The sequence below is a fragment of the Corynebacterium matruchotii genome (assembly GCF_011612265.2).
Classification (GTDB): domain Bacteria; phylum Actinomycetota; class Actinomycetes; order Mycobacteriales; family Mycobacteriaceae; genus Corynebacterium; species Corynebacterium matruchotii.
The window spans coordinates 779,153-797,796 of record NZ_CP050134.2; the positions used below are offsets into that span (position 1 = coordinate 779,153).

The window sequence follows — 18,644 nt, forward strand, 5'->3', positions numbered from 1 at the left end:
ACCCTAAACGGTAACTGGGGGTATGATAAGAAAACACCACAATCCACCTGTTTTGAGGGAAAGGTATTTCTTATGTTCCCCCCATATTCCGCTTCTGACTATGGTAACGAGAACGGCCCGGGCGTGAGCCTGGTGGAGATTGAGCCCGGTGTGGCGGTCGTGATGGGGGATCGACCACTGGAATCTATGGGTCTACCTGCGGAATTTGACTGCGAGGTCACCCCATTCCAACTCATGCCGCCTGGGGATATACAGAATCTGGCGGATAAAATTTCCCTGGCCACCGGTGGTTTGAACCTGGCGGCTCAGGGGGCGCAGGGGATGGTTTCCGCCCGAGGGCTGGTGCGGTTAGCCCCCGAAACCATGAAAGCCATGAAGTCTGGGTTACAGCCGCTCACGTCCGGGGGTAAAAACCTGGGGGTTTTGGTGGGCAAGGGCGGAAAAATCGCTCACCAGATCCGCTGGGTACCAGCCACCGGAGTCGCGGCCACCAGTGTTCTCGCTGCGTTGGGGCCCGCCGCGGCAGCACTGGCGTTGCAGGCACAGTTGGCGTCTGTTTCAAAAAAGCTTGATAAAAACCTGAAGGAAACTCAGAGCATAGCCCATACGATTTACGGTAACCGCTGGTATGACCTCATGGGATTATATAAGAACGCTGTGCGGGCGTTTCGGGAGGCGCAAGAATTGGGGGTCGTCAACCAGCATACTTTCAGCCTGGTTGCTGCCGACCTGTCGAATTTGGAGGGCAAACGGGGATCGTTCCGGAATAACCTCCGGCAGCATGTTGCTGCTCTCAACACCGATCGGAAACAGCAGCTCGACTACATTCGGGAGAATAGCAACCAGATTCTTGCCGACGTGCAGGCGGTGATGGTGGCGGAGGAAACCTGGCGGTGTTTCCACCTATTGCGCACGGCACACATCAGTTGCGACACAACGATGGATCCGGCGTTGAAGGAAAAACAGCTTGCGCACATGGTGGAGCAGGCCCAGCAGGAATACTCTCAGGTCATGGACGAGGTTTCCCGTATCACATTGGAGCTGGAGCGCATGTGTAGCCTCATTGCGATATTGCCGGGGAAACGTAGCATGTCGTTTTTTGGGAGCAATAATACTCGTAACGATGACGAGGTTGCGCGAATGGCGGCAACCCTGGCAAAAACGGTGTCAGAGATGCGTAACCAAGTGCATGCTATCCCGGAGAAACCCGACCCGAAGGTGACAGCATTTTATGGTCGCGTTCCCGATGATGTCTTGGTGCTGCTGCAATATTTACTGCCCGAGGATGAGCCGCTCTTGGCCCTCGCTGAGGCGAAAAGCTATGATTCATTTTTCGATAGTGACGTGTACCTGGGCATCACGCTGACCCGGTTCTTTGTTTCCGGGAAAAACAAGATGAGTCGGGAAGGCATTATCGACAAAATGTATCCGCTCGCTGATGTGCGCTATGTGCGGTTCCGGGAGCAAGATGGCTTGGGCCCTAAGTTGGAAATCTTCACAGAGAACGACAATATCAGTCTCTATTTTGACACCTGGGCCGCCAACGGCTCGTGGTTGGCGGATGCCCAGCGTATTCGGGATCTGTTTGCTACGGTCATGAACATTCCTGAGCAAGAATACCGTGACGATTCCCTGTTTGCGGAGGCACACCAGGCCCTCGAAGCCGCGAAAACGGGCATGAAAGAATTGCCGCGAAAATCCCGACATTCCGCAGGGTAAAAAGGGATGCCCCACGTATTACGCTTGGGGCCAGGAGCCATGGTGCGTTACGACGTCTATAGCAGTCGCAAACCTATCAATATTGTGTGCGACTGAGACCCGAATAATAGTGAAATGAGGGCACCTGGTAGCGTCATACATTTCCGTAAAAAGGGACCTTGATGTGATTCGCCTGGGTTTTCGAATCACATTATATTGTTAATCCTAGGGTTTACTAGGGAGAAAGCCTAACGTAGGGTTGTGTATTATGCCGTAATGTTATCGGGTTCCTTCCTCTCATAGGGAAGGGCCTTGAGTAGGTGGATTATCTCATGACAGACAGCCCAGACATCACAGAAGTCAAAGAATGCTTTCGTGCAAGTGACGACGCTAAACTTCTTGATGCGTTCCAGCGTTTCATCGCTTCGGATAAGTGGCCCACCAGTTGCCACAAGTGGGGTGAGGAAAACGCCGAAGAACTTTCCGCATTTATCCAACACATTGTGCCGCTGCTGCCGGTTTCCACTCCCGTGGATGTGGTAGGGGAGCTATGCCGAAACTATATGCTAGGCCTTGCGCAGGTACCGCAGTCGATTGATATTACCGCAAAAGTATTTGTCGATTTCTGGAATCGTAAACGTGCGGAAGAAGACGACAATGCGGTTAGTTTCCTCTCGGTTATGCTGACCCACCCCGACGGGGATTACGTTGCCGAAACCGCACGCAATGCGGTGGGGCTTGCCGACCAGCTGGGCATTGATAAAGCTAAGGACACAAAATCATGCTGACCGAAGCAGATATGATCGAGGCTATCAACTACTACCGTGCAGGTGACGATGATAAGCTGCTGGAATTATTCCAACGTTTTGATTTCTATGATTGGGAAACACCTGAATGCAATGAGTGGAAAAAGCACCATGCCCAGGAGTTCTCTGATTTCATTCAATACGTTATGGCAATACTGCCAACAACATCCACGCCCATGATAAACGTCTTGGCCCTATGCGATAACTATATTGACCTATTAGCGCACGTTCCAGCTGCCCCTGATCTTGCTATTCAGATGATTGTCGATTTTTGGAATCGTAAACGTGCAGCAGAAGAGGAGGATGTTGCAAGTTATTTGGCACTTTTGATAAAAAATCCCGATGGCGAACGCGTTGCAGAAATTGCGCAAGGTGCTATTGGTATTGCCAATAAGTTACAAGGCGATGGTCATCTAAGCGCAAACCCAAACCATTGACAGAAAGAGAAGCTGATGATTTTTCCAGATATCACAGAGGTTCAAGAATGTTTCCGCGCGGGTGACGACGCTAAACTGCTGGACGTATTCCAGCGTTTCATTTCTTCGGATGAATGGCCTACCAAATGTTATGAGTGGGGAGAAGAAAACGCGGAAGAATATTCCGCATTCATCCAACACATTGTTCCACTGTTGCCGCCGTCAACGCCGATGGAGGTGGTCTTGATTTTATGTGAGGACTATTTGTTGGAGTTAGTGTATTTGCCGAATTCGATTGACATTGGAGTAAAGGTACTTGTCGATTTTTGGAATCGTAAACGTGCTGTGGAAGACGAATCAATGGTACGTATGCTCTCTGCCTTTCTGATGCACCCTGATGGTGAGCATGTGGTGGAGACAATTCAAAGGGCCACCGGTGGTCTTACTGAGCAGCTTGGTATTAATTAAAGATACGAAATCATGCTGACCGAGTCGGACCTAGTTGAGATCATGGGGTACTACCATGCGGGTGATAATAGCAAGCTGTTAGACGCATTCCAACGTTTCGATCTCCATGATTGGGTAACAGAATGCAATGAGTGGAAAAGAAAACATGCCCAAGAGTTTTCCGATTTTCTCCAACACGTTATTTCGATACTGCCATCAGAATATACATCCATGGGAGATGTGTTGACTTTATGCGAAAACTACGCTCGTGCATTAGCGTATCTTCCAGCAGCACCCGATTGCGCAGCCCAGACGATCGTTAAATTTTGGAATCGCAAACGTTTAGGAGAAGAAGAAAGCATGGTGATTTACTTTTCGCTTTTAATGAGGAAACTTGATAGCGCGTGTATTGCAGAAAATGCGAAGAATGCTGTTGATATTGCCGACAGGATAAACGAGAAGCATCAGTGGAGATTAATAGTTCTTCCCCATATTGAAGAAGTCAAAGAATGCTTCCGTGCCGGTGACGATGCCAAGCTTCTTGACGCGTTCCAGCGCCTGATTGCTTTAGGTGATTGGTATGGCAGTTTTTATGGATGGGGTGAGGAAAACGCCGAGGAATGTTCTGCGTTTGTTCAACGCATTGTCCCGTTGCTTCCGCCGTCAACGCCGATGGATGTGGTGATTGCTCTGTGTGACAATTATTTACTAGAGCTGGTGTGTTTGCCGCATGCAATTGATATTTCCGTCAAGCTGTTTGTTGATTTCTTGAATCGTAAACGGGCCGCGGAAGACCGGGAAGCCATTGAGCTTCTCTCGGCACTCTCGGCCCATCCCGATGGGGATCATGCTGCGGAAATCGCGCAGAGTGCTGTTGGTATTGGGGATAGGCTGAACGGGTGAGCTTCCTGCCCTCATGCTTTTTCGTCGTGAGCGGCGAACTCAACAATATTTTTGGAAGATCTTTTCACTGCTACCGGCGCCTCTGAGTCAGCCATTGTGTCGCATCGACGCCGAAACTTTTCGCTCTTCGCTACTCGCTTTGCGACGATTCCGCTGCCGGTTCCGCCTGTTGGGTGGGGGATAATGCGCAGCCGGCAAGCAGAAATGGCAGACACAAGATTGGGATTTTCGTCATGATGACTCCCCAGGCCAGGAACTCAGGGAAAAAACCGGGGGATACCCCGATGCCGTATCACTATCACCGCTCTAAGCTAGGTATCACACATCACACAATATGAAGAAAGGAATTTCCCATGGCCCTAAAATTTTCCCTCGATCTCGAAGGCGCCACCTTTGATGAGCTTGCCACTTTTGTCGAATCCCTGAAGACCGCGGGCATGAAAGACCACGACACCCTCACGCTTGATGGCACACAATTGGTTGCCACGGTTGAGCCCACCGGCGGCCAGGTCAGCGATACCCGCCGGTCCACCGCAACCCCACGTCAAACCGTCTATCCCGATGCCTTCCCAGGTACCGGCAACCTTGATTTTATGAAGTTTGGGGATGCCGCCCTGGACTCCCTCATCGAGGCCCTGAAGTATCGCCGCGGCCGGTAGGAAAAACCGTCGATAAGTGTAATACGGGTGGGAAACGCTATGGTAGATTCCATGCGTTATATCTCCACCCGCGATGAGTCCCGCACCGAAATCCCGTTTAGTGACATCCTTCTCGGCGGGCTCGCCCCCGACGGTGGCCTCTATCTGCCCGCCGAATATCCGCAGGTCACCGGTGATATGCTCGACAGGTGGCGGAAACTGCTCAACACGCAGGGTTATCCCGCCCTCGCCGCCGAAGTCCTGCAATTATTTATCGACGACATTCCCGCCGATGATCTTACGGACATCGCCTACCGCGCCTACACCTTCCCGAAGTTTGCGCACGCCGAAATCGTGCCGGTGACCAAGCTGGAAGACGGCATGTATATCGGCCATCTTTCCGAGGGACCCACCGCCGCCTTTAAAGACATCGCCATGCAATTGCTCGGGGAATTCTTCGAATACGAGCTGCGCCGACGGGGCGAAACCCTCACCATTGTTGGGGCAACTTCGGGTGACACCGGGTCCGCCGCCGAATACGCCATGAGCGGTCGGGACGGCATTAAGGTCTTCATGCTCACCCCGGCCGGCCGCATGACCCCATTCCAGCAGGCACAAATGTTCGGTCTCAACGACCCCAACATCTTCAACATTGCCCTCGAAGGCGTATTCGACGATTGCCAGGATGTGGTCAAGGCCGTGTCCGCCGATGCCGACTTTAAACGCGCCCACCGCATCGGTGCCGTGAACTCCATTAACTGGGCCCGGCTCGTCGCCCAGGTGGTGTATTACATTTCCTGCTACCTGCATGTTGCCACCTCTAACGAGCAAAAAGTATCGTTCAGCGTGCCCACCGGCAACTTTGGGGACATTTGCGCTGGCCATATCGCCAAGCAAATGGGGGTGCCGATCGACAAGCTCATCGTGGCCACCAACGAGAATGATGTGTTGGACGAATTCTTCCGCACCGGTGTGTACCGGGTGCGGTCCTCCGCAGATACGTTCGAAACCTCGTCGCCGTCCATGGATATTTCCCGCGCATCCAATTTCGAACGATTCATCTATGATCTTCTGGGTCGGGACGCCGTTCGGGTCGCCGACCTGTTTGGCACCCAGGTTCCCCAGGGTGGGTTCACTCTCGCGGATGACCCCGCATTCTTGAAGGTTGGCACCCAGTACGGTTTCCTATCCGGGTCCTCCACCCACGCCGACCGGGTGGCCACCATTCGGGACTGCTACGAGCGGTTGGGCGTCATGATCGACCCCCACACCGCCGACGGCGTGAAAGTCGCCCGCGAACTGCGGAATCAGGTCGACACTCCCATTGTTTGCCTGGAGACCGCCCTGCCCGTGAAATTCGCCCACACCATCAAGGAAGCCACCGGCCGGGAACCGGACCTGCCCGACCGGTTCACCACCATCATGCAGGCCGAACGGCACGTCACGGACTTGCCCAACGATGTGGATGTGGTGAAAGATTTCATTGCGGCAAACGACTAAACTTTAGGCGTCGACAAGCATAGTCAGAAAGGACAACCATTATGGCCCAAGAACGCACCGCCCCCGCTGAATATTTCAACGATTTTGACCCCGAAAAAATGGCGAAACAGCTGGCAGAACAACTAGCCGCCAAGAAAGCCGCCGAAGCGGAAGCCCAGGCGAAATCGGAAGGGGAGTAATGCCCATCCCCGATTTTGTGCGGGCGTTGCGGGAGAAAATCGGCACCGATGAACTGTGGCTGCCGGGCGTGACCGCCGTCATCATCCGTGATGTGCCCGAAGGTGCCCCCATCACCGCCGTGCCGGAAGTGCTGCTGGTCAAACGCGCCGACAACGGCCAATGGACCCCGGTCACCGGCATTGCCGACCCGGGGGAGGAACCGCACCAGACCGCTGTCCGGGAGGCCAAGGAGGAGGTCGGCCTGGACATTCAGGTGGAGGCGCTGCTGGGTGTCGGCGCGGTCGGGCCGGTCACCTACCCCAATGGGGATGTCACCCGCTATATGGACACCGCGGTGCGATGCAGCGTGGTTGGCGACAGTGACGAACCCGTCATCAGCGACGACGAAAACACCGAGGCCGCCTGGTTCTCCATCATGCACATGCCGCCCATGAATCCCAGGTTCCGGCTCATCGTCGGCGATGCGGTAGCACAACTGCGTCGGCCTGAGGGATTTCGCCCTCGAATGGGGTATGTGAAGCGGGATCGCACGCGCTAAACCCGAAAATTACCCGCTAATAGGGTTGAACTGGGAAAAGTAATTCCTCACAGGTGCAGACAACTGTGCAAACCAGTTGTAGGGTTTTCTTGTATGAGACGACCTTTGTGCATCATTCAGCGATTTGGCAGAGCCACCGGTTCCGGCGGCCGTAGAGGCACCATCTGCGCTGCCCGCGCCACCAAAACCGTGGCCGCCGCCATGTCCGGCCTTATCGTGCTGGCCACGAGCATGATTCCCGCGGCCGCTGCCACCGTTGACGTTGCCGCCGCACCCGCGCGCACCCAAATCATCATGATGAAAGACAACGGGGAAGTGATCGAAACCCCCGGTGCCCACGAATCCCGCGCCTCACTGTCCATCGTCAAACTGTATTTGGGCCATTGGGTGTTGCAACATGGCGCCCCTGAGGATAAAGCCCTGGTGTATGAGATGATCCGCAGCTCCCATGATGGGATTGCTTCGAACCTGGATCGGAAATATCGCCAAGCCATCCCCGACACCATTGGTCGGTTCCGGCTCACCGAAACCAACTATCGGGGCAGGTGGGGTGATACCACCACCAGTGTTCACGACATGGCAGCATTTGTGTGGGCAGTTCGCACCGATCCGGCGGCCCGGCCGCTGATCGACGGCATGCGGAACCCGGCCGCCGTGGCCGCCGACGGTTATCCCCAGAATTTTGGTACCGCCACCCTGCCCGGTATTGAGGGCACCAAGTTTGGGTGGTCGGATAAGCGCGATGTGCACGCCACCGTGAGCTTCGGCCCGGGGTTTGTGGTGGCCGCCCACACGTTCGGTTCGGCGCAGGTACACACCGACGATGTGCGTCGTGCCGTGCACACGGATGGCCTGGTGGCCGGGGCGCAGCAGATTCAGATTGGTGGCGTCACCATTCCGGTGGCCAGCGGTGCGGAGCTGAAGGCGCGCACCAGGTGCACCAAGACGGAACAGTTCTGGCAGGGCGTGCCCGACACCGTGCTGGTGCCACGCTACGTGCTCGATGTGATTCCGGCATGCTAGAACCGGCGGCGAGGCGGCGACCGTGGCTGTGATTTGTCGCCGGTTGGTTCGCTGTTACATTTAATGACATGCCCTTACATCCCCTGGCGGTGCATCTTCCCGTCGTCATTATTCCGCTCACCGCCTTGGGATTATTGGCCTGGGTGCTGGTGCCCAGCCTTGGGGCGAAGGTCCGGTCCTGGCTGGTGGGCGGCGGCGTGTTGGGGGTCATTGGGACTGCCTGGTCCAACACCACGGGGGCGGAGTTGCTGAAGGATATTGGTCGCAGTCCGCAGAATCCGGGTGATGTCGCACCCCACATGATGTGGGGGAACGCGCTGGTGGTGGCGAGTATTTTTCTGGCGGCCGCGGCCATAGCACTGTGGTACAAGGAGACCGTGGTGACGCAGATCGCAGCGGTCATTATGGCGGTGGTCGCACTGATTATTACATTTGGCGCAGGTCACTCTGGCGCCCAATTGGTGTGGCACTAACAGTTTCCGTTAATATTATGCGGTATGAATGCTGTCCTCATTGCCGTCCTCGTGATGCTCATCTTGTCCGTCGCCCGGGTGCATGTTGTTATTTCCCTGTTTATCGGGGCGCTGGTTGGTGGTCTCATCAGCGGTATTGGCCTCGGGCCCACCATGGTGGCGTTCCAGGATGGCCTAGCCGGTGGGGCGAAAATCGCCCTGAGTTACGCGCTGTTGGGGGCGTTTGCCATGGCGGTCGCCAGTTCCGGCCTGCCCACGCTGTTGGCCAGATGGATCATGTCCAAGATTGGCAACACCGAGGAATCCGCGAATCGTCGCGCGGTTCTGGTAACAAAATGGCTGATGGTGGCGGGCGTGTTGGCAATGGCCATTATGAGCCAAAACCTGATTCCCGTCCACATTGCCTTCATCCCGCTCATTATTCCGCCGCTGCTCGGGGTGATGAATAAACTCCGTATCGACCGGCGCCTGATTGCCTGTGTGCTCACTTTCGGCTTGGTCACCACCTACATGTGGATCCCGGTGGGGTTCGGTTCGATCTTCCTTAATGAAATTCTCTTGGGCAATATTCGCAAGGCCGGCCTGGACACCACCGGAATTAATATTATGCAGGTCATGTCAATTCCGGCGTTGGGCATGATCGCGGGGTTGATTATCGCCGTGGGGTTCTCCTACCGGAAGCCCCGCGACTACGAAAACCGCCCCCTGGAGGCCGCCCACTCGGTGGAGGAGGTTACGCGCTACAAGGTCATTGTGGCGATCATTGCGATCTTGGCCACGTTTATCGTGCAGGTGGTGATGCAGTTGGCGGATTCGGAGGCGGACTCCCTGCTCATTGGTGCGCTCACCGGCCTGGCGGTGTTCCTGGTGACCGGCGCTGTGAACTGGAAGGAAGCGGATGACGTGTTTACTTCCGGCATGAAAATGATGGCGCTCATTGGGTTCATTATGATTACCGCCCAGGGCTTCGCCGCCGTCATGACCGCCACCGGTCAGGTGGAGACGCTTGTCGACGCCTCTGCGGCGCTGTTCGGCAGCAATAAGGCGATGGGGGCGTTGGTGATGCTCATCGTGGGCTTGATTGTGACGATGGGTATCGGGTCATCGTTTTCAACGCTGCCGATCATTGCCACGATCTATGTGCCCCTGTGCCTGGCCTTGGGCTTCAGCCCCGCCGCCACGGTTGCCATTGTGGGTGCCGCCGGCGCGCTTGGCGACGCCGGGTCGCCCGCATCCGACTCCACCCTAGGGCCCACCGCCGGGTTGAACGCCGACGGCCAGCACGACCATATCCGCGACTCGGTGATTCCCACCTTCCTGCACTATAACCTGCCGCTGATCGTGTCCGGGTGGGTGGCAGCCATGGTGCTTTAGTTGATCTCTAGTTGATGCAGCGTGGTCCGTTGCCGCCGGCATCAATGGTGGGGGAGGCGCTGTTTTTATCCATGGCAGTGCCCTCCTGACCGACCACGCCCGCCCCGGAGCCACTACTGTCGTCGGCGCTGGTGGGGCCAGCATAGTCTGCGGCGAGAACGACAGTGATGGTGCCATTGGTGAGCGTGGCGTCGGCAACAACCGGGAGTCCGCCTAATTCTTGGGCGATCGCTGCCGCTTCCTCGTTGGTTTCTTGCGGCGCCAAGACTTGCGACTGGCTGTAGGTGCCCACCTCGGCGTTGCCGGTATCGCCGACCGTGTAGCCCGCGCTCTTGAGGACGCTTGCCACGGTGGTGGCCAGCCCGGTGGTCCCCGAGGCGTTGAGTACCGTCACTGTCGAGGTTGCTGCGGGTTGTGCCGACGTGGTGGCGGCCGCGGTGGAGCTGCCCAGGTTCTCGTTGCCGCCCAGGAGCTGGTCAAAGAATTTATGCACCTGGCGGGGATCCACCGTCACCACAGATTCACCATTGTCGCCCGTGCCGTCAATAGAGGTCACGGGGATGGTATTGAATTTCACATTGCCGCCGGTCAGGTTAGACATTTGTACCGCCAGTTGGGAGAGGTCCCAGTTGCTGTCGAGGGTGAGTGACCGCTTGGCGGCGTCCTGGAGCTTCAGCAGCGTGCCGCCCTGCAACATGTTGGTCGAAAGTATCTTCGAAACCAGGGAGGCCATGTAGGCCTGCTGCCGCACGATACGATCCAGGTCGCCGCGCGGTAAACCATGCCGTTGCCGCACGAACGCCAACCCCTGCGCCCCGTTGAGGACCTGCCTGCCGGCGGGGAAATTCGCCCCCGAAAACTCGTCGTTGACCGGGGCGTTGAGGCATACCTCGACCCCGCCCACGGCGTCGGTAAGCAGCACGAACCCTACCAGGCCGACCTCTGCGTAGTGGTCCACGCTAATGCCAGTCAGGTCGGAGATGGCATTGATGAGCCCGCGCTGGCCCGCGGCCTTGGCCTTGCGCTCCAGGCTGGGGCCCTCTTTCTCCCCCTCGGCGAGGAGTCGCTCCTTTTCGATGGCCTTGTGGCCGGAGTATACGCCGTTGATTTTGGTGTTCCCGATGTCATCGTCGTGAATATAGGTGTCGCGGGGGATAGAGATCGCAGTTGCCGATGACCCGTCGTTGGGGATGCGGATCACCATGATGGTGTCCGTGTTGTCCGCCTCCTCGTCGCCGGCGTGGAGCATTGCTATTTCCTCCGGGGTGAGGGGGTTGCCCTGCGCATCCGTGCGAGAATCATTGCCCACGAGCAAAACATCCATGGCGCCGTCGGGGGATCCGGCATTAAGCGGTATTGATGGCGAATCTATTTTTGGTATGAGGAAATACCCCACCCCGGCCACCACCAGCATGATGGCAGACAGCAGCGCAATAAGCGCCTTGACGGCGGGCGGGCCCTGCTGTCTAACGGCGGGGCCAACATTCGACCTAGATGACGAATTACGGGAATTACGGTGATGGGACGTAGCACTCATACTGATACCAGAGTAACCAAATAGCCAGGGCTAGACCATGAGCTACCCACAGGTGTCGCCGTGGATATAGTGAAATCATGGTAGATATGACGGAATCCGATAACCTGTTCGAAACGATAGATGATGTGTATTGGCGTGCGACGGTTGGGGATATCATTGCCGCGCACTCCGACCCGCAGCACCCCCTTCAAGCCCTTGACCCGCAACGTTTTACGACGGTGCACCGCGAGGTCACCGCGCTGCTCACCAGGGTTGCCACCACTATGGGCCGGTTTCGCCTCCGGGATCAGGTGCCCGTGCGCCCACCCGGCCGCCAGGTGGCGGTCCCGGTCACAGCTCCCGACACATCAGTCCTGGACCTGGTCGGTCAGCTGCGCGCCGACATCCGTAACCTGCGCACCCCGCATGACCGCTCGGAAATGAGCCGGCTCATGTCCCAGCATTCAGCCACTATCGACGTGCTGGCCCGCACCATCCGTGCCGCGGACGCGGACCATGCGCTGGCGCTCAAGGAAAGCGAAACCCGCAGGCTCCAAGCCCAGCGGTGGGAGCAGGCAGCTCGGCGAACCGCCCGATACTATGCGGCAGCCAGCCTTATCCTTGGTGTTGCGGTGGTGATGATGTGGCTGTTGTAGCTGGTTGGTCACCTTTCGGGATAATTGCTAACGCGTAGCGAGCAACGCCAATGTGCCACCCCACGTCTTTTCTATTTTGGCTATGGCAGCTAATGCTGTTTCGAGAGAATAATTCTCGGGAATGAGAACTCCTGGTGGGCAGGAAGGCACATTCGGTGTGGAATGAAGCAGGTCGGTGAATTCCTCCCGCATTGTCGTCACGCTCAATACTTCCTGGAAGTGTGCGTTATCGGGCAGGTTCCGCCGTGCCTCTTTCCACGCTTTACCTCGGCTGAGTCGAGACAGTTCGATAGAATCTTTATCCCCGTAGAAATCGACCACACTTTCTACAGTGTGCAGCTCGGTGTCCGTCAAGTTTGTGGAATCGCCGCCTGGCTTGCTTCGATCGCGCAGAGCAACAGGGACAGGACCGTTCGCCCATGCCTGTAATGGTTCCTGGAACAATAGGCAACCGGTCCAAGCGAGCTTCCACCCTTGGGAAAAATAGCAGAGTTTATAGAGCTTCATTGTGTCCACGGTTGGAACTAACTCCGTGATGTATTGACCCACGTCGTAAACATTTGCCATTGCTCAAACTCCTTTCCCGCTGTGCCGTTATGTGGTTAGTCTAGTGTTGAATAGACTCCACACACTAGACAAGCAGGGTCATGATGACTATGGGCAGGTTATTGGCAATATGCAGCAGGCTCGACAACACAACATTACGGCCGGACAACACATAGACCAGGCCAAGCCCCAGGCCGGTGGCGGTGAAACTTACGGCGTTAATCCATTCGGATGCCACCAACGAATATACGTGGAACATGCCAAACAGCACGCTCGACACCACCAGCGACATCCAGGTAGGGGCGTGCTTCCCAAGGGAACCAATGAGGAACTGGCGGAAAAACAACTCCTCCACTATCGGCGCCGCAATCCCGATATACACCATGGACAGAATCAGCTGAACCAGGCTTGCCCGGGGTTGGGACAGCTCGCCGGTGTTTTGTGGGTCGGCGAGAGCAACACCGAAATAGTCGAAAAGGTATTGGGTGAGATACCCGACCGCCACGGTCAGGGCCAGGATCCCCAGGTAGCCACCAACTACCATGGCGAACGATCGGGCCCGATGCTGCCACGCCCGACGGGCGGCATCGGCCAGCACCCGGCGGTAGGCCACCAGGGCGGCAATAACCACCACAGCATACACGCCAGGCATGACCACGCTTGGGAGAACCGACCCCAGCAGCGGCCTCGACGCATAAACCAGCACAAAAACCCACGTGGCTATCGTGGTGACATAACTCCGATCACTGACCATGCCCAAACGATACGCCGCATCCGACCACCCCAACGCGCGGGTGCGCCTATCCGGTCGGTCGTCGGAAAGGCACGGAAAAACCAACGATGGCAGGTTCGCCACCGTTGGTCACCGCGTCGACAAGCAAACTAGCAGTCGAAATACAGTTCGAACTCCTGTGGTGTGGGGCGCAACCGCACCGGATCAATCTCGTGATCGTACTTCAACTTGATATACGTATCGATCAGATCCTCGGTAAACACCCCATTATCAGTCAAGAAGTCATGGTTATCCGCCAACGCTTTCAGTGACTCCTCCAACGAACCCGGGGCCTGCGGAATCGACGCAGCCTCCTCCGGTGGCAACTCATACAAATCCTTATCCACCGGTGCGTGCGGCTCAATCCGGTTCTTAATACCGTCCAAACCAGCCAACATCATCGCCGCAAACCCGAAATACGGGTTCCCCGACGGGTCCGGCGCTCGGAACTCAATCCGCTTCGCCTTCGGATTCGAACCCGTGATCGGAATCCGCACCGCCGCCGACCGGTTCCGTTGCGAATACACCAAATTAATCGGTGCCTCAAACCCCGGCACCAACCGGTGATACGAATTCAATGTCGGGTTCGTAAACGCCAACACCGCCGCCGCATGGTGCAAAATGCCACCAATATAATAACGGGCGATATCCGACAGCCCCGCATAGCCCGACTCGTCATGGAACAACGGTTTGCCGTCCTTCCACAACGACTGGTGCGCATGCATGCCCGAACCATTATCGCCAGCCAGCGGCTTCGGCATAAACGTTGCCGTCTTCCCATGCCGGAACGCCACATTCTTAATAATGTATTTAAACGTCTGCAAATCATCCGCAGCATGCAGCAGCGTATTGAACTTATAGTTGATCTCCTGCTGGCCCCCACCAACCTCATGGTGGAACCGCTCTAAATCAAACCCACACTCCAACAACACCTGGACCATATTATCCCGCACATCTTCCGCCTTATCGTACGGCGGCAACGGGAAATACCCACCCTTCATCCGGGTCTTATAGCCCAGATTCGGCTCCCCATTGAGCTCGTGTTTCTTCCCCCGATTCCACCAGCCCTCAACCGAATCCACCTCATAGAACCCGGCATGCGCATCCGTGGAATACCGCACCGAATCAAACAGGTAAAACTCGGCCTCCGCACCAAAGAAACACGTGTCCGCAATACCCGTCGACGCCAAATACTCCTCAGCCTTCAACGCCACCGTCCGCGGATCCCGGCTAAACGGCTCCTGCGTAAACGGATCCACCACAAAAAACTTGATATTCAACGTTTTCGCCGCCCGGAACGGATCCACCTGCGCCGTCGCTAAATCCGCAATCAGATTCATGTCCGACTCGTCAATGCTGGTAAACCCGCGAATAGACGAACCATCAAAAGCTAAACCATCAGTCAACGCGTCTGCATCAAGAATATGGGCCGGGATAGTGAAATGCTGTTCCGTGCCAGGCACATCAGTGAATCGAATGTCAATGAACTCGACATTCTCGTCTTGAATAAACTTCAGCGCCTCATCGGCGGAATGAAAGGCCACGATTACTCCTCAAAAAATTCTGGCAGTACCACCCCATGGTAACCTACTTTCTATAGTGCGACCAATAAAATATTTGGCCTTATCGCCGCCAGTTAAAGAATAATCCCCAAAACAGCTACATTATTAACCATGGCAAAACGTGACCGCAGCACTGGCCGCACCTGGCTCGACGGCCCAACAATCCCCGCTCCCTACGACGACGACACGCCCGCCAAATGGCCCGGCGAAAAACTCGGCCTTCCCCAAACCGGACCCGGCGCCCTCGCATCCGTCGCCCGCCGCGCCGGGGGAGTGGCCATCGACTGGGTAATCTGCTGGATCGTCGCCGGATTCCTCCACATGTTCACCACCTACCTTGGTGACACCGCCACCTTAACCCTCATGCTGTTTGTGATCCTCGGCATTATCAGCGTTGCCCTATTCGCCCGCACCCCCGGCCAGGCGCTGCTCGGCATGGGGGTGGCCCGCGTCGACCAGCGTGACCAGCGGGTTGGTCTCGCCCGGGCCGCGGCCCGCACCCTGCTCACCATTTTTGTGCTCCCCGCCGCCATGGTCGACACCGACGGGCGCGGCATGCACGACCGTGCCACCGGCACCGCGGTCATCCTCGGGTGATCGGCGCTTACAGGCGGGTCCCTCGGGAGGGCGTCGGCAAGCCTACTTGCCCTTGTTCTGCCGTTCCGCGTGCCGACGCGCCCGCCGGTTCATGCCCGACATCTTTGCCTGCGCCCCCTTGGGCAGCGGGCCGCGGGGCAGGCCCTGACGGTTCTGGTCCGCCGCATCCATGGCCTCAATGCGGGCCGCAATCTCGTGCACGTCCTCTTTCTTGTACTTGCGCTCCATCCTCATCAACCGGCTCTGCAACTTCCGCAATGGCACCTGGTCCTCGCCATCGCCCACAATAATCGTGTTGATCGGCACCCCGGGCGCCAACCTACGCAACCGCTTCTGCTGCTGCTGGAAGAGCGGGCGCAGCCGGTGCGGTTCGCCCTCGCCAACCAGCACAATGCCGCCCACACCAATCACCCGGTGCACAATATCCATCTGCGTGTTATAGGCCACGGCCGACTTGGTGCGCCAGGCCATGCCCACCCCTTCCCGCATGTTCTCCAGTGCCCAGCCCGCGGCACCCGGCTGGCCGGCCGCCTGGTTGTACACATTATTCTGCAACCGACGGCTGAAAATCCACAACGCTATCGCAACACCTAAAAGCAGGCCGGTGACCAGCATGAGCCACTGGCCCCTCCACAGCAACCCAATCAGGAAAAATAGCACCCCTGTGCCAATAACGGCCAGCAGCATGAGCGGCACAAGCTTAGAGTCCTGCTTCCGCTGCATTTGGAACGCCTGCCACAATTGCGCCCAATTTTCTTTCCGCCGCGCCCGCTTCGCCGCGCGCTCTTCCTTCTTCGCGTTTTTATCCTCAGCCATGGTCAATACAATAGCCTATGAAAAACCCTAGGTCAGAATAATGCAGCAAACCTGCGCGCCACTGGGTCGGCCACGTCAAACATCCGCCACCCGCCCAACCGGTGCGGCAGGTCCGACAACGGCAAAATGTGAATCGGACGAGCTAGGATTGGCACCCCAAACACCAAGGCCCGATCGGGGACGGCACGAAAAAACCAGCCAGCACCACGACTGGCTGGTTCACGCCGGCACACCCAGCGGGGCCGACCCGGCTCACGCCGCGGAAAAACCTACCGCGACGTCGACACCGGTGTGTCCTGGGACGCACCATAGCGTTCCAGCAACGTGGAAGCCTCCTGCGCCGTCGACACATGCGCGTTCTTTGCTAAATGCCGCAAATTCTCCGGCAGCGGCAACCCCCGGGCCTCCATCGCCTGCGCATACAACTTGCCCGCCCGATACGACGACCGCACCAACGGGCCCGACATCACCGCGCCGAAACCAAGCTCTAATGCGAAATCCCGATGCTCAATAAACTCCTCCGGCTTCACCCACCGGTCAATCGGGTGGAACCTTGGGCCCGGCCGCAAATACTGGGTAATCGTCAAAATGTCGCACCCGGCCGAATGCAAATCCATGAGCGCATCCCGAATCTCCTCCGGGGTCTCACCCATGCCCAAAATCAGATTCGACTTAGTAATAAGACCAAAATCCCTAGCCTGCCGAATCACATCCAGGGAACGGTCATACCGGAACGCCGGCCGGATCCGCTTAAAAATCCGTGGTACCGTCTCTAGATTATGGGCAAACACCTCCGGGCGTGCCTCAAACACCTCATGCAATAAATCCGGCTTGCCCGAAAAATCCGGGGTGAGGTTCTCCACGCCAGTATTCGGATTCAGCGCATGAATCTGCCGCACCACCTCGGCATAGAGCCAAGCGCCCTCATCGTCTAAATCATCCCGGGTCACGCCGGTAATCGTGGAATAATTCAGGCCCATTTCCTTGACCGACTCCGCCACCCGGCGCGGCTCATCCCGGTCTAACGGTTCCGGCTTCGCCGAATTAATCTGGCAGAAATCGCACCGGCGGGAACAATTCGCCCCACCGATTAAAAACGTGGCCTCCCGGGATTCCCAACACTCGTGAATATTGGGGCACCCCGCCTCCTGGCACACGGTGTGCAGGCTCGAACCCGACACTCGTTTTTTAATGTCCTGGTATTCCGGGCCGGTTTTGACCGTGGTGCGGATCCACCGTGGCTTGTTTTCAATGGGGGTTTCAGAATTTCGTACTTCTACTCGGAGTAATTTGCGTCCATTGGGGGCTGCTGTAGTCACGCCCCACACCCTACTACCAATTGCGAAATGTGTCGAAATAAACAAAATCCTTATAATGTTGCCAATAATTGGCTGGTGGCCCATCGTTGGTTACCGGCGCGGCAGCCCCTTGGTTGGGTCGGGTGCCGAATCAAATGTGTGATCCGCAACCACTAGCCGGCCCGAAAAGGCGTCGTCAAGTGCCTGCAATGTGGGTTGGATCATTTCCGCCACCGAAACATCCCGGTCGAGTTCGCGGCTGAGCGTGGTCACGCCCGCGTCGGAAATGCCGCATGGAATAATGTGCTCGTAGAACTCTAGGGTGTTGTCGCAGTTGAGCGCCAACCCGTGCATGGTCACCCCGTGCGTGATCCGAATCCCCAGGGCGGCAATCTTCCGGTGCTCCGCCGGGGTCGCGCCGGGCACCCACACGCCGGAGCGTCCGTCGATGCGGCCCGCGGTGGTCACTCCGGCCTGGCGGACCACTTGGATGAGGGCTTCTTCGACGCGGCGCACGTAATCCACCACGTCGATGGGGTCCGCCAGCTTGATGATGGGGTATGCCACCAATTGGCCGGGGCCGTGCCAGGTGATGCGGCCGCCCCGGTCCACGTCGATGACCGGCAGCCCGTTCGTGGGTCGATCTTCCGGCTGGGTGCGTTTGCCGGCCGTGTAGATGCTGGGGTGTTCCAGCACGATGATGGTGTCGCCGATGTCGCCGCGCGCCCGCTGTGCCGCCAGGTCGGCCTGCATGTCCCACGCCGCGAGATAATCCACCGTGCCCAGCAGCTGGACCGCGATGGGGGAGTCGTTGTCCTGGCGAATGGATTGGTCGGCGGGGAAAAATGGTTGGCGGGGCGCGGTCATGTGTGACTCCTTGTGGTC

General features: G+C 57.2%; 22 protein-coding genes. 14 read left to right on the forward strand and 8 right to left on the reverse strand.

The genetic code is table 11. The features are described from left to right. The first annotated feature begins 72 nt into the window (after positions 1-72). The 12 genes from HBA49_RS03560 (at position 73) to HBA49_RS03615 (ending at position 9,996) form a co-directional block, all read left to right on the forward strand. Positions 73-1,719, forward strand: a complete 1,647-nt coding sequence (locus tag HBA49_RS03560) for a hypothetical protein (RefSeq protein WP_005526518.1) — start codon at positions 73-75, stop codon at positions 1,717-1,719. 311 nt (positions 1,720-2,030) lie between these two features. Then, positions 2,031-2,486, forward strand: coding sequence for a hypothetical protein (locus HBA49_RS03565; RefSeq protein WP_005526169.1), 456 nt, complete (start codon positions 2,031-2,033; stop codon positions 2,484-2,486). Beyond that, positions 2,480-2,941, forward strand: coding sequence for a hypothetical protein (locus HBA49_RS03570; RefSeq protein ID WP_005526298.1), 462 nt, complete (start codon positions 2,480-2,482; stop codon positions 2,939-2,941). Before HBA49_RS03565 ends, HBA49_RS03570 begins: the two co-directional genes overlap by 7 nt. Positions 2,942-2,956: 15 nt before the next feature. Then, positions 2,957-3,388, forward strand: coding sequence for a hypothetical protein (locus tag HBA49_RS03575; protein ID WP_005525966.1), 432 nt, complete (start codon positions 2,957-2,959; stop codon positions 3,386-3,388). Between the two features lie 12 nt (positions 3,389-3,400). After that, a complete protein-coding gene (locus HBA49_RS03580) occupies positions 3,401-4,270 on the forward strand; it encodes a hypothetical protein (protein ID WP_112767159.1) in 870 nt (289 codons plus the stop codon). Positions 4,271-4,623: 353 nt separating this feature from the next. Then, a complete protein-coding gene (locus tag HBA49_RS03585; RefSeq protein ID WP_005521703.1) occupies positions 4,624-4,929 on the forward strand; it encodes a hypothetical protein in 306 nt (101 codons plus the stop codon). Positions 4,930-4,980: 51 nt separating this feature from the next. Beyond that, the gene (gene thrC / locus HBA49_RS03590) at positions 4,981-6,408 is read left to right on the forward strand and encodes a threonine synthase (protein ID WP_040431907.1); all 1,428 of its coding nucleotides are present in this window, start codon (positions 4,981-4,983) and stop codon (positions 6,406-6,408) included. 41 nt (positions 6,409-6,449) lie between these two features. Continuing rightward, positions 6,450-6,587, forward strand: a complete 138-nt coding sequence (locus HBA49_RS03595; RefSeq protein WP_005526383.1) for a hypothetical protein — start codon at positions 6,450-6,452, stop codon at positions 6,585-6,587. After that, positions 6,587-7,126 (forward strand): NUDIX hydrolase, encoded by a 540-nt coding sequence (locus HBA49_RS03600; protein WP_005525602.1) that lies wholly within the window; start codon positions 6,587-6,589, stop codon positions 7,124-7,126. The genes HBA49_RS03595 and HBA49_RS03600 overlap by 1 nt, the downstream gene beginning before the upstream one ends. Positions 7,127-7,219: 93 nt before the next feature. Beyond that, positions 7,220-8,149 carry a hypothetical protein gene (locus tag HBA49_RS03605; RefSeq protein ID WP_225866043.1) on the forward strand — a complete coding sequence of 310 codons (930 nt, stop codon included), beginning with the start codon at positions 7,220-7,222 and terminating at the stop codon, positions 8,147-8,149. Between the two features lie 68 nt (positions 8,150-8,217). Next, on the forward strand, positions 8,218-8,622 hold the full coding sequence (locus HBA49_RS03610) for a DUF2231 domain-containing protein (RefSeq protein ID WP_005525793.1): 405 nt from the start codon (positions 8,218-8,220) through the stop codon (positions 8,620-8,622). Positions 8,623-8,646: 24 nt separating this feature from the next. Beyond that, complete coding sequence (locus HBA49_RS03615; protein ID WP_005521711.1) at positions 8,647-9,996, forward strand: Na+/H+ antiporter family protein; 1,350 nt, start codon at positions 8,647-8,649, stop codon at positions 9,994-9,996. Between the two features lie 7 nt (positions 9,997-10,003). On the opposite strand, the gene HBA49_RS03620 is transcribed toward HBA49_RS03615, so the two are convergent. Next, positions 10,004-11,533, reverse strand: coding sequence for an LCP family protein (locus tag HBA49_RS03620; RefSeq protein ID WP_005525899.1), 1,530 nt, complete (start codon positions 11,531-11,533; stop codon positions 10,004-10,006). A gap of 77 nt (positions 11,534-11,610) precedes the next feature. Between HBA49_RS03620 and HBA49_RS03625 the strand changes: the two genes are divergently transcribed. Next, positions 11,611-12,168: a hypothetical protein gene (locus tag HBA49_RS03625; protein WP_151505522.1), complete on the forward strand. Its 558-nt coding sequence runs from the start codon at positions 11,611-11,613 to the stop codon at positions 12,166-12,168. 27 nt (positions 12,169-12,195) lie between these two features. Here the strand turns inward: HBA49_RS03625 and HBA49_RS03630 are convergent, their stop codons facing one another. The 3 genes from HBA49_RS03630 to glnA form a co-directional block, all read right to left on the reverse strand. Beyond that, positions 12,196-12,735, reverse strand: a complete 540-nt coding sequence (locus HBA49_RS03630; RefSeq protein WP_040431903.1) for a Panacea domain-containing protein — start codon at positions 12,733-12,735, stop codon at positions 12,196-12,198. Between the two features lie 64 nt (positions 12,736-12,799). Continuing rightward, positions 12,800-13,570, reverse strand: coding sequence for a CPBP family intramembrane glutamic endopeptidase (locus tag HBA49_RS03635; protein ID WP_005526412.1), 771 nt, complete (start codon positions 13,568-13,570; stop codon positions 12,800-12,802). 26 nt (positions 13,571-13,596) lie between these two features. After that, positions 13,597-15,030: a type I glutamate--ammonia ligase gene (gene glnA, locus HBA49_RS03640; protein ID WP_005526236.1), complete on the reverse strand. Its 1,434-nt coding sequence runs from the start codon at positions 15,028-15,030 to the stop codon at positions 13,597-13,599. 129 nt (positions 15,031-15,159) lie between these two features. Here glnA and HBA49_RS03645 point away from each other — a divergent pair, with 129 nt between their 5' ends. Then, positions 15,160-15,645 (forward strand): RDD family protein, encoded by a 486-nt coding sequence (locus HBA49_RS03645; RefSeq protein ID WP_005521722.1) that lies wholly within the window; start codon positions 15,160-15,162, stop codon positions 15,643-15,645. A 42-nt stretch (positions 15,646-15,687) separates the two neighbouring features. On the opposite strand, the gene HBA49_RS03650 is transcribed toward HBA49_RS03645, so the two are convergent. From HBA49_RS03650 to lipB, 4 genes are all read right to left on the reverse strand, one after another. Further along, positions 15,688-16,461 carry a DUF4191 domain-containing protein gene (locus HBA49_RS03650; protein WP_005521723.1) on the reverse strand — a complete coding sequence of 258 codons (774 nt, stop codon included), beginning with the start codon at positions 16,459-16,461 and terminating at the stop codon, positions 15,688-15,690. Between the two features lie 32 nt (positions 16,462-16,493). Then, positions 16,494-16,616 (reverse strand): hypothetical protein, encoded by a 123-nt coding sequence (locus HBA49_RS13120; RefSeq protein WP_256588203.1) that lies wholly within the window; start codon positions 16,614-16,616, stop codon positions 16,494-16,496. Positions 16,617-16,730: 114 nt separating this feature from the next. After that, the gene (lipA, locus tag HBA49_RS03655; protein ID WP_050762734.1) at positions 16,731-17,819 is read right to left on the reverse strand and encodes a lipoyl synthase; all 1,089 of its coding nucleotides are present in this window, start codon (positions 17,817-17,819) and stop codon (positions 16,731-16,733) included. A 51-nt stretch (positions 17,820-17,870) separates the two neighbouring features. Further along, positions 17,871-18,626: a lipoyl(octanoyl) transferase LipB gene (lipB, locus tag HBA49_RS03660; protein ID WP_040431901.1), complete on the reverse strand. Its 756-nt coding sequence runs from the start codon at positions 18,624-18,626 to the stop codon at positions 17,871-17,873. Positions 18,627-18,644: the final 18 nt, after the last annotated feature.

Excerpts from the sequence above, each read along its gene's own strand:
- HBA49_RS03560 (WP_005526518.1), top strand. The coding sequence starts at position 73 with ATGTTCCCCCCATATTCCGCTTCTGACTATGGTAACGAGAACGGCCCG.
- HBA49_RS03565 (WP_005526169.1), top strand. The coding sequence starts at position 2,031 with ATGACAGACAGCCCAGACATCACAGAAGTCAAAGAATGCTTTCGTGCA.
- HBA49_RS03570 (WP_005526298.1), top strand. The coding sequence starts at position 2,480 with ATGCTGACCGAAGCAGATATGATCGAGGCTATCAACTACTACCGTGCA.
- HBA49_RS03575 (WP_005525966.1), top strand. The coding sequence starts at position 2,957 with ATGATTTTTCCAGATATCACAGAGGTTCAAGAATGTTTCCGCGCGGGT.
- HBA49_RS03580 (WP_112767159.1), top strand. The coding sequence starts at position 3,401 with ATGCTGACCGAGTCGGACCTAGTTGAGATCATGGGGTACTACCATGCG.
- HBA49_RS03585 (WP_005521703.1), top strand. The coding sequence starts at position 4,624 with ATGGCCCTAAAATTTTCCCTCGATCTCGAAGGCGCCACCTTTGATGAG.
- thrC (WP_040431907.1), top strand. The coding sequence starts at position 4,981 with ATGCGTTATATCTCCACCCGCGATGAGTCCCGCACCGAAATCCCGTTT.
- HBA49_RS03595 (WP_005526383.1), top strand. The coding sequence starts at position 6,450 with ATGGCCCAAGAACGCACCGCCCCCGCTGAATATTTCAACGATTTTGAC.
- HBA49_RS03600 (WP_005525602.1), top strand. The coding sequence starts at position 6,587 with ATGCCCATCCCCGATTTTGTGCGGGCGTTGCGGGAGAAAATCGGCACC.
- HBA49_RS03605 (WP_225866043.1), top strand. The coding sequence starts at position 7,220 with ATGAGACGACCTTTGTGCATCATTCAGCGATTTGGCAGAGCCACCGGT.
- HBA49_RS03610 (WP_005525793.1), top strand. The coding sequence starts at position 8,218 with ATGCCCTTACATCCCCTGGCGGTGCATCTTCCCGTCGTCATTATTCCG.
- HBA49_RS03615 (WP_005521711.1), top strand. The coding sequence starts at position 8,647 with ATGAATGCTGTCCTCATTGCCGTCCTCGTGATGCTCATCTTGTCCGTC.
- HBA49_RS03620 (WP_005525899.1), bottom strand. The coding sequence starts at position 11,533 with ATGAGTGCTACGTCCCATCACCGTAATTCCCGTAATTCGTCATCTAGG.
- HBA49_RS03625 (WP_151505522.1), top strand. The coding sequence starts at position 11,611 with ATGGTAGATATGACGGAATCCGATAACCTGTTCGAAACGATAGATGAT.
- HBA49_RS03630 (WP_040431903.1), bottom strand. The coding sequence starts at position 12,735 with ATGGCAAATGTTTACGACGTGGGTCAATACATCACGGAGTTAGTTCCA.
- HBA49_RS03645 (WP_005521722.1), top strand. The coding sequence starts at position 15,160 with ATGGCAAAACGTGACCGCAGCACTGGCCGCACCTGGCTCGACGGCCCA.
- HBA49_RS03650 (WP_005521723.1), bottom strand. The coding sequence starts at position 16,461 with ATGGCTGAGGATAAAAACGCGAAGAAGGAAGAGCGCGCGGCGAAGCGG.
- lipB (WP_040431901.1), bottom strand. The coding sequence starts at position 18,626 with ATGACCGCGCCCCGCCAACCATTTTTCCCCGCCGACCAATCCATTCGC.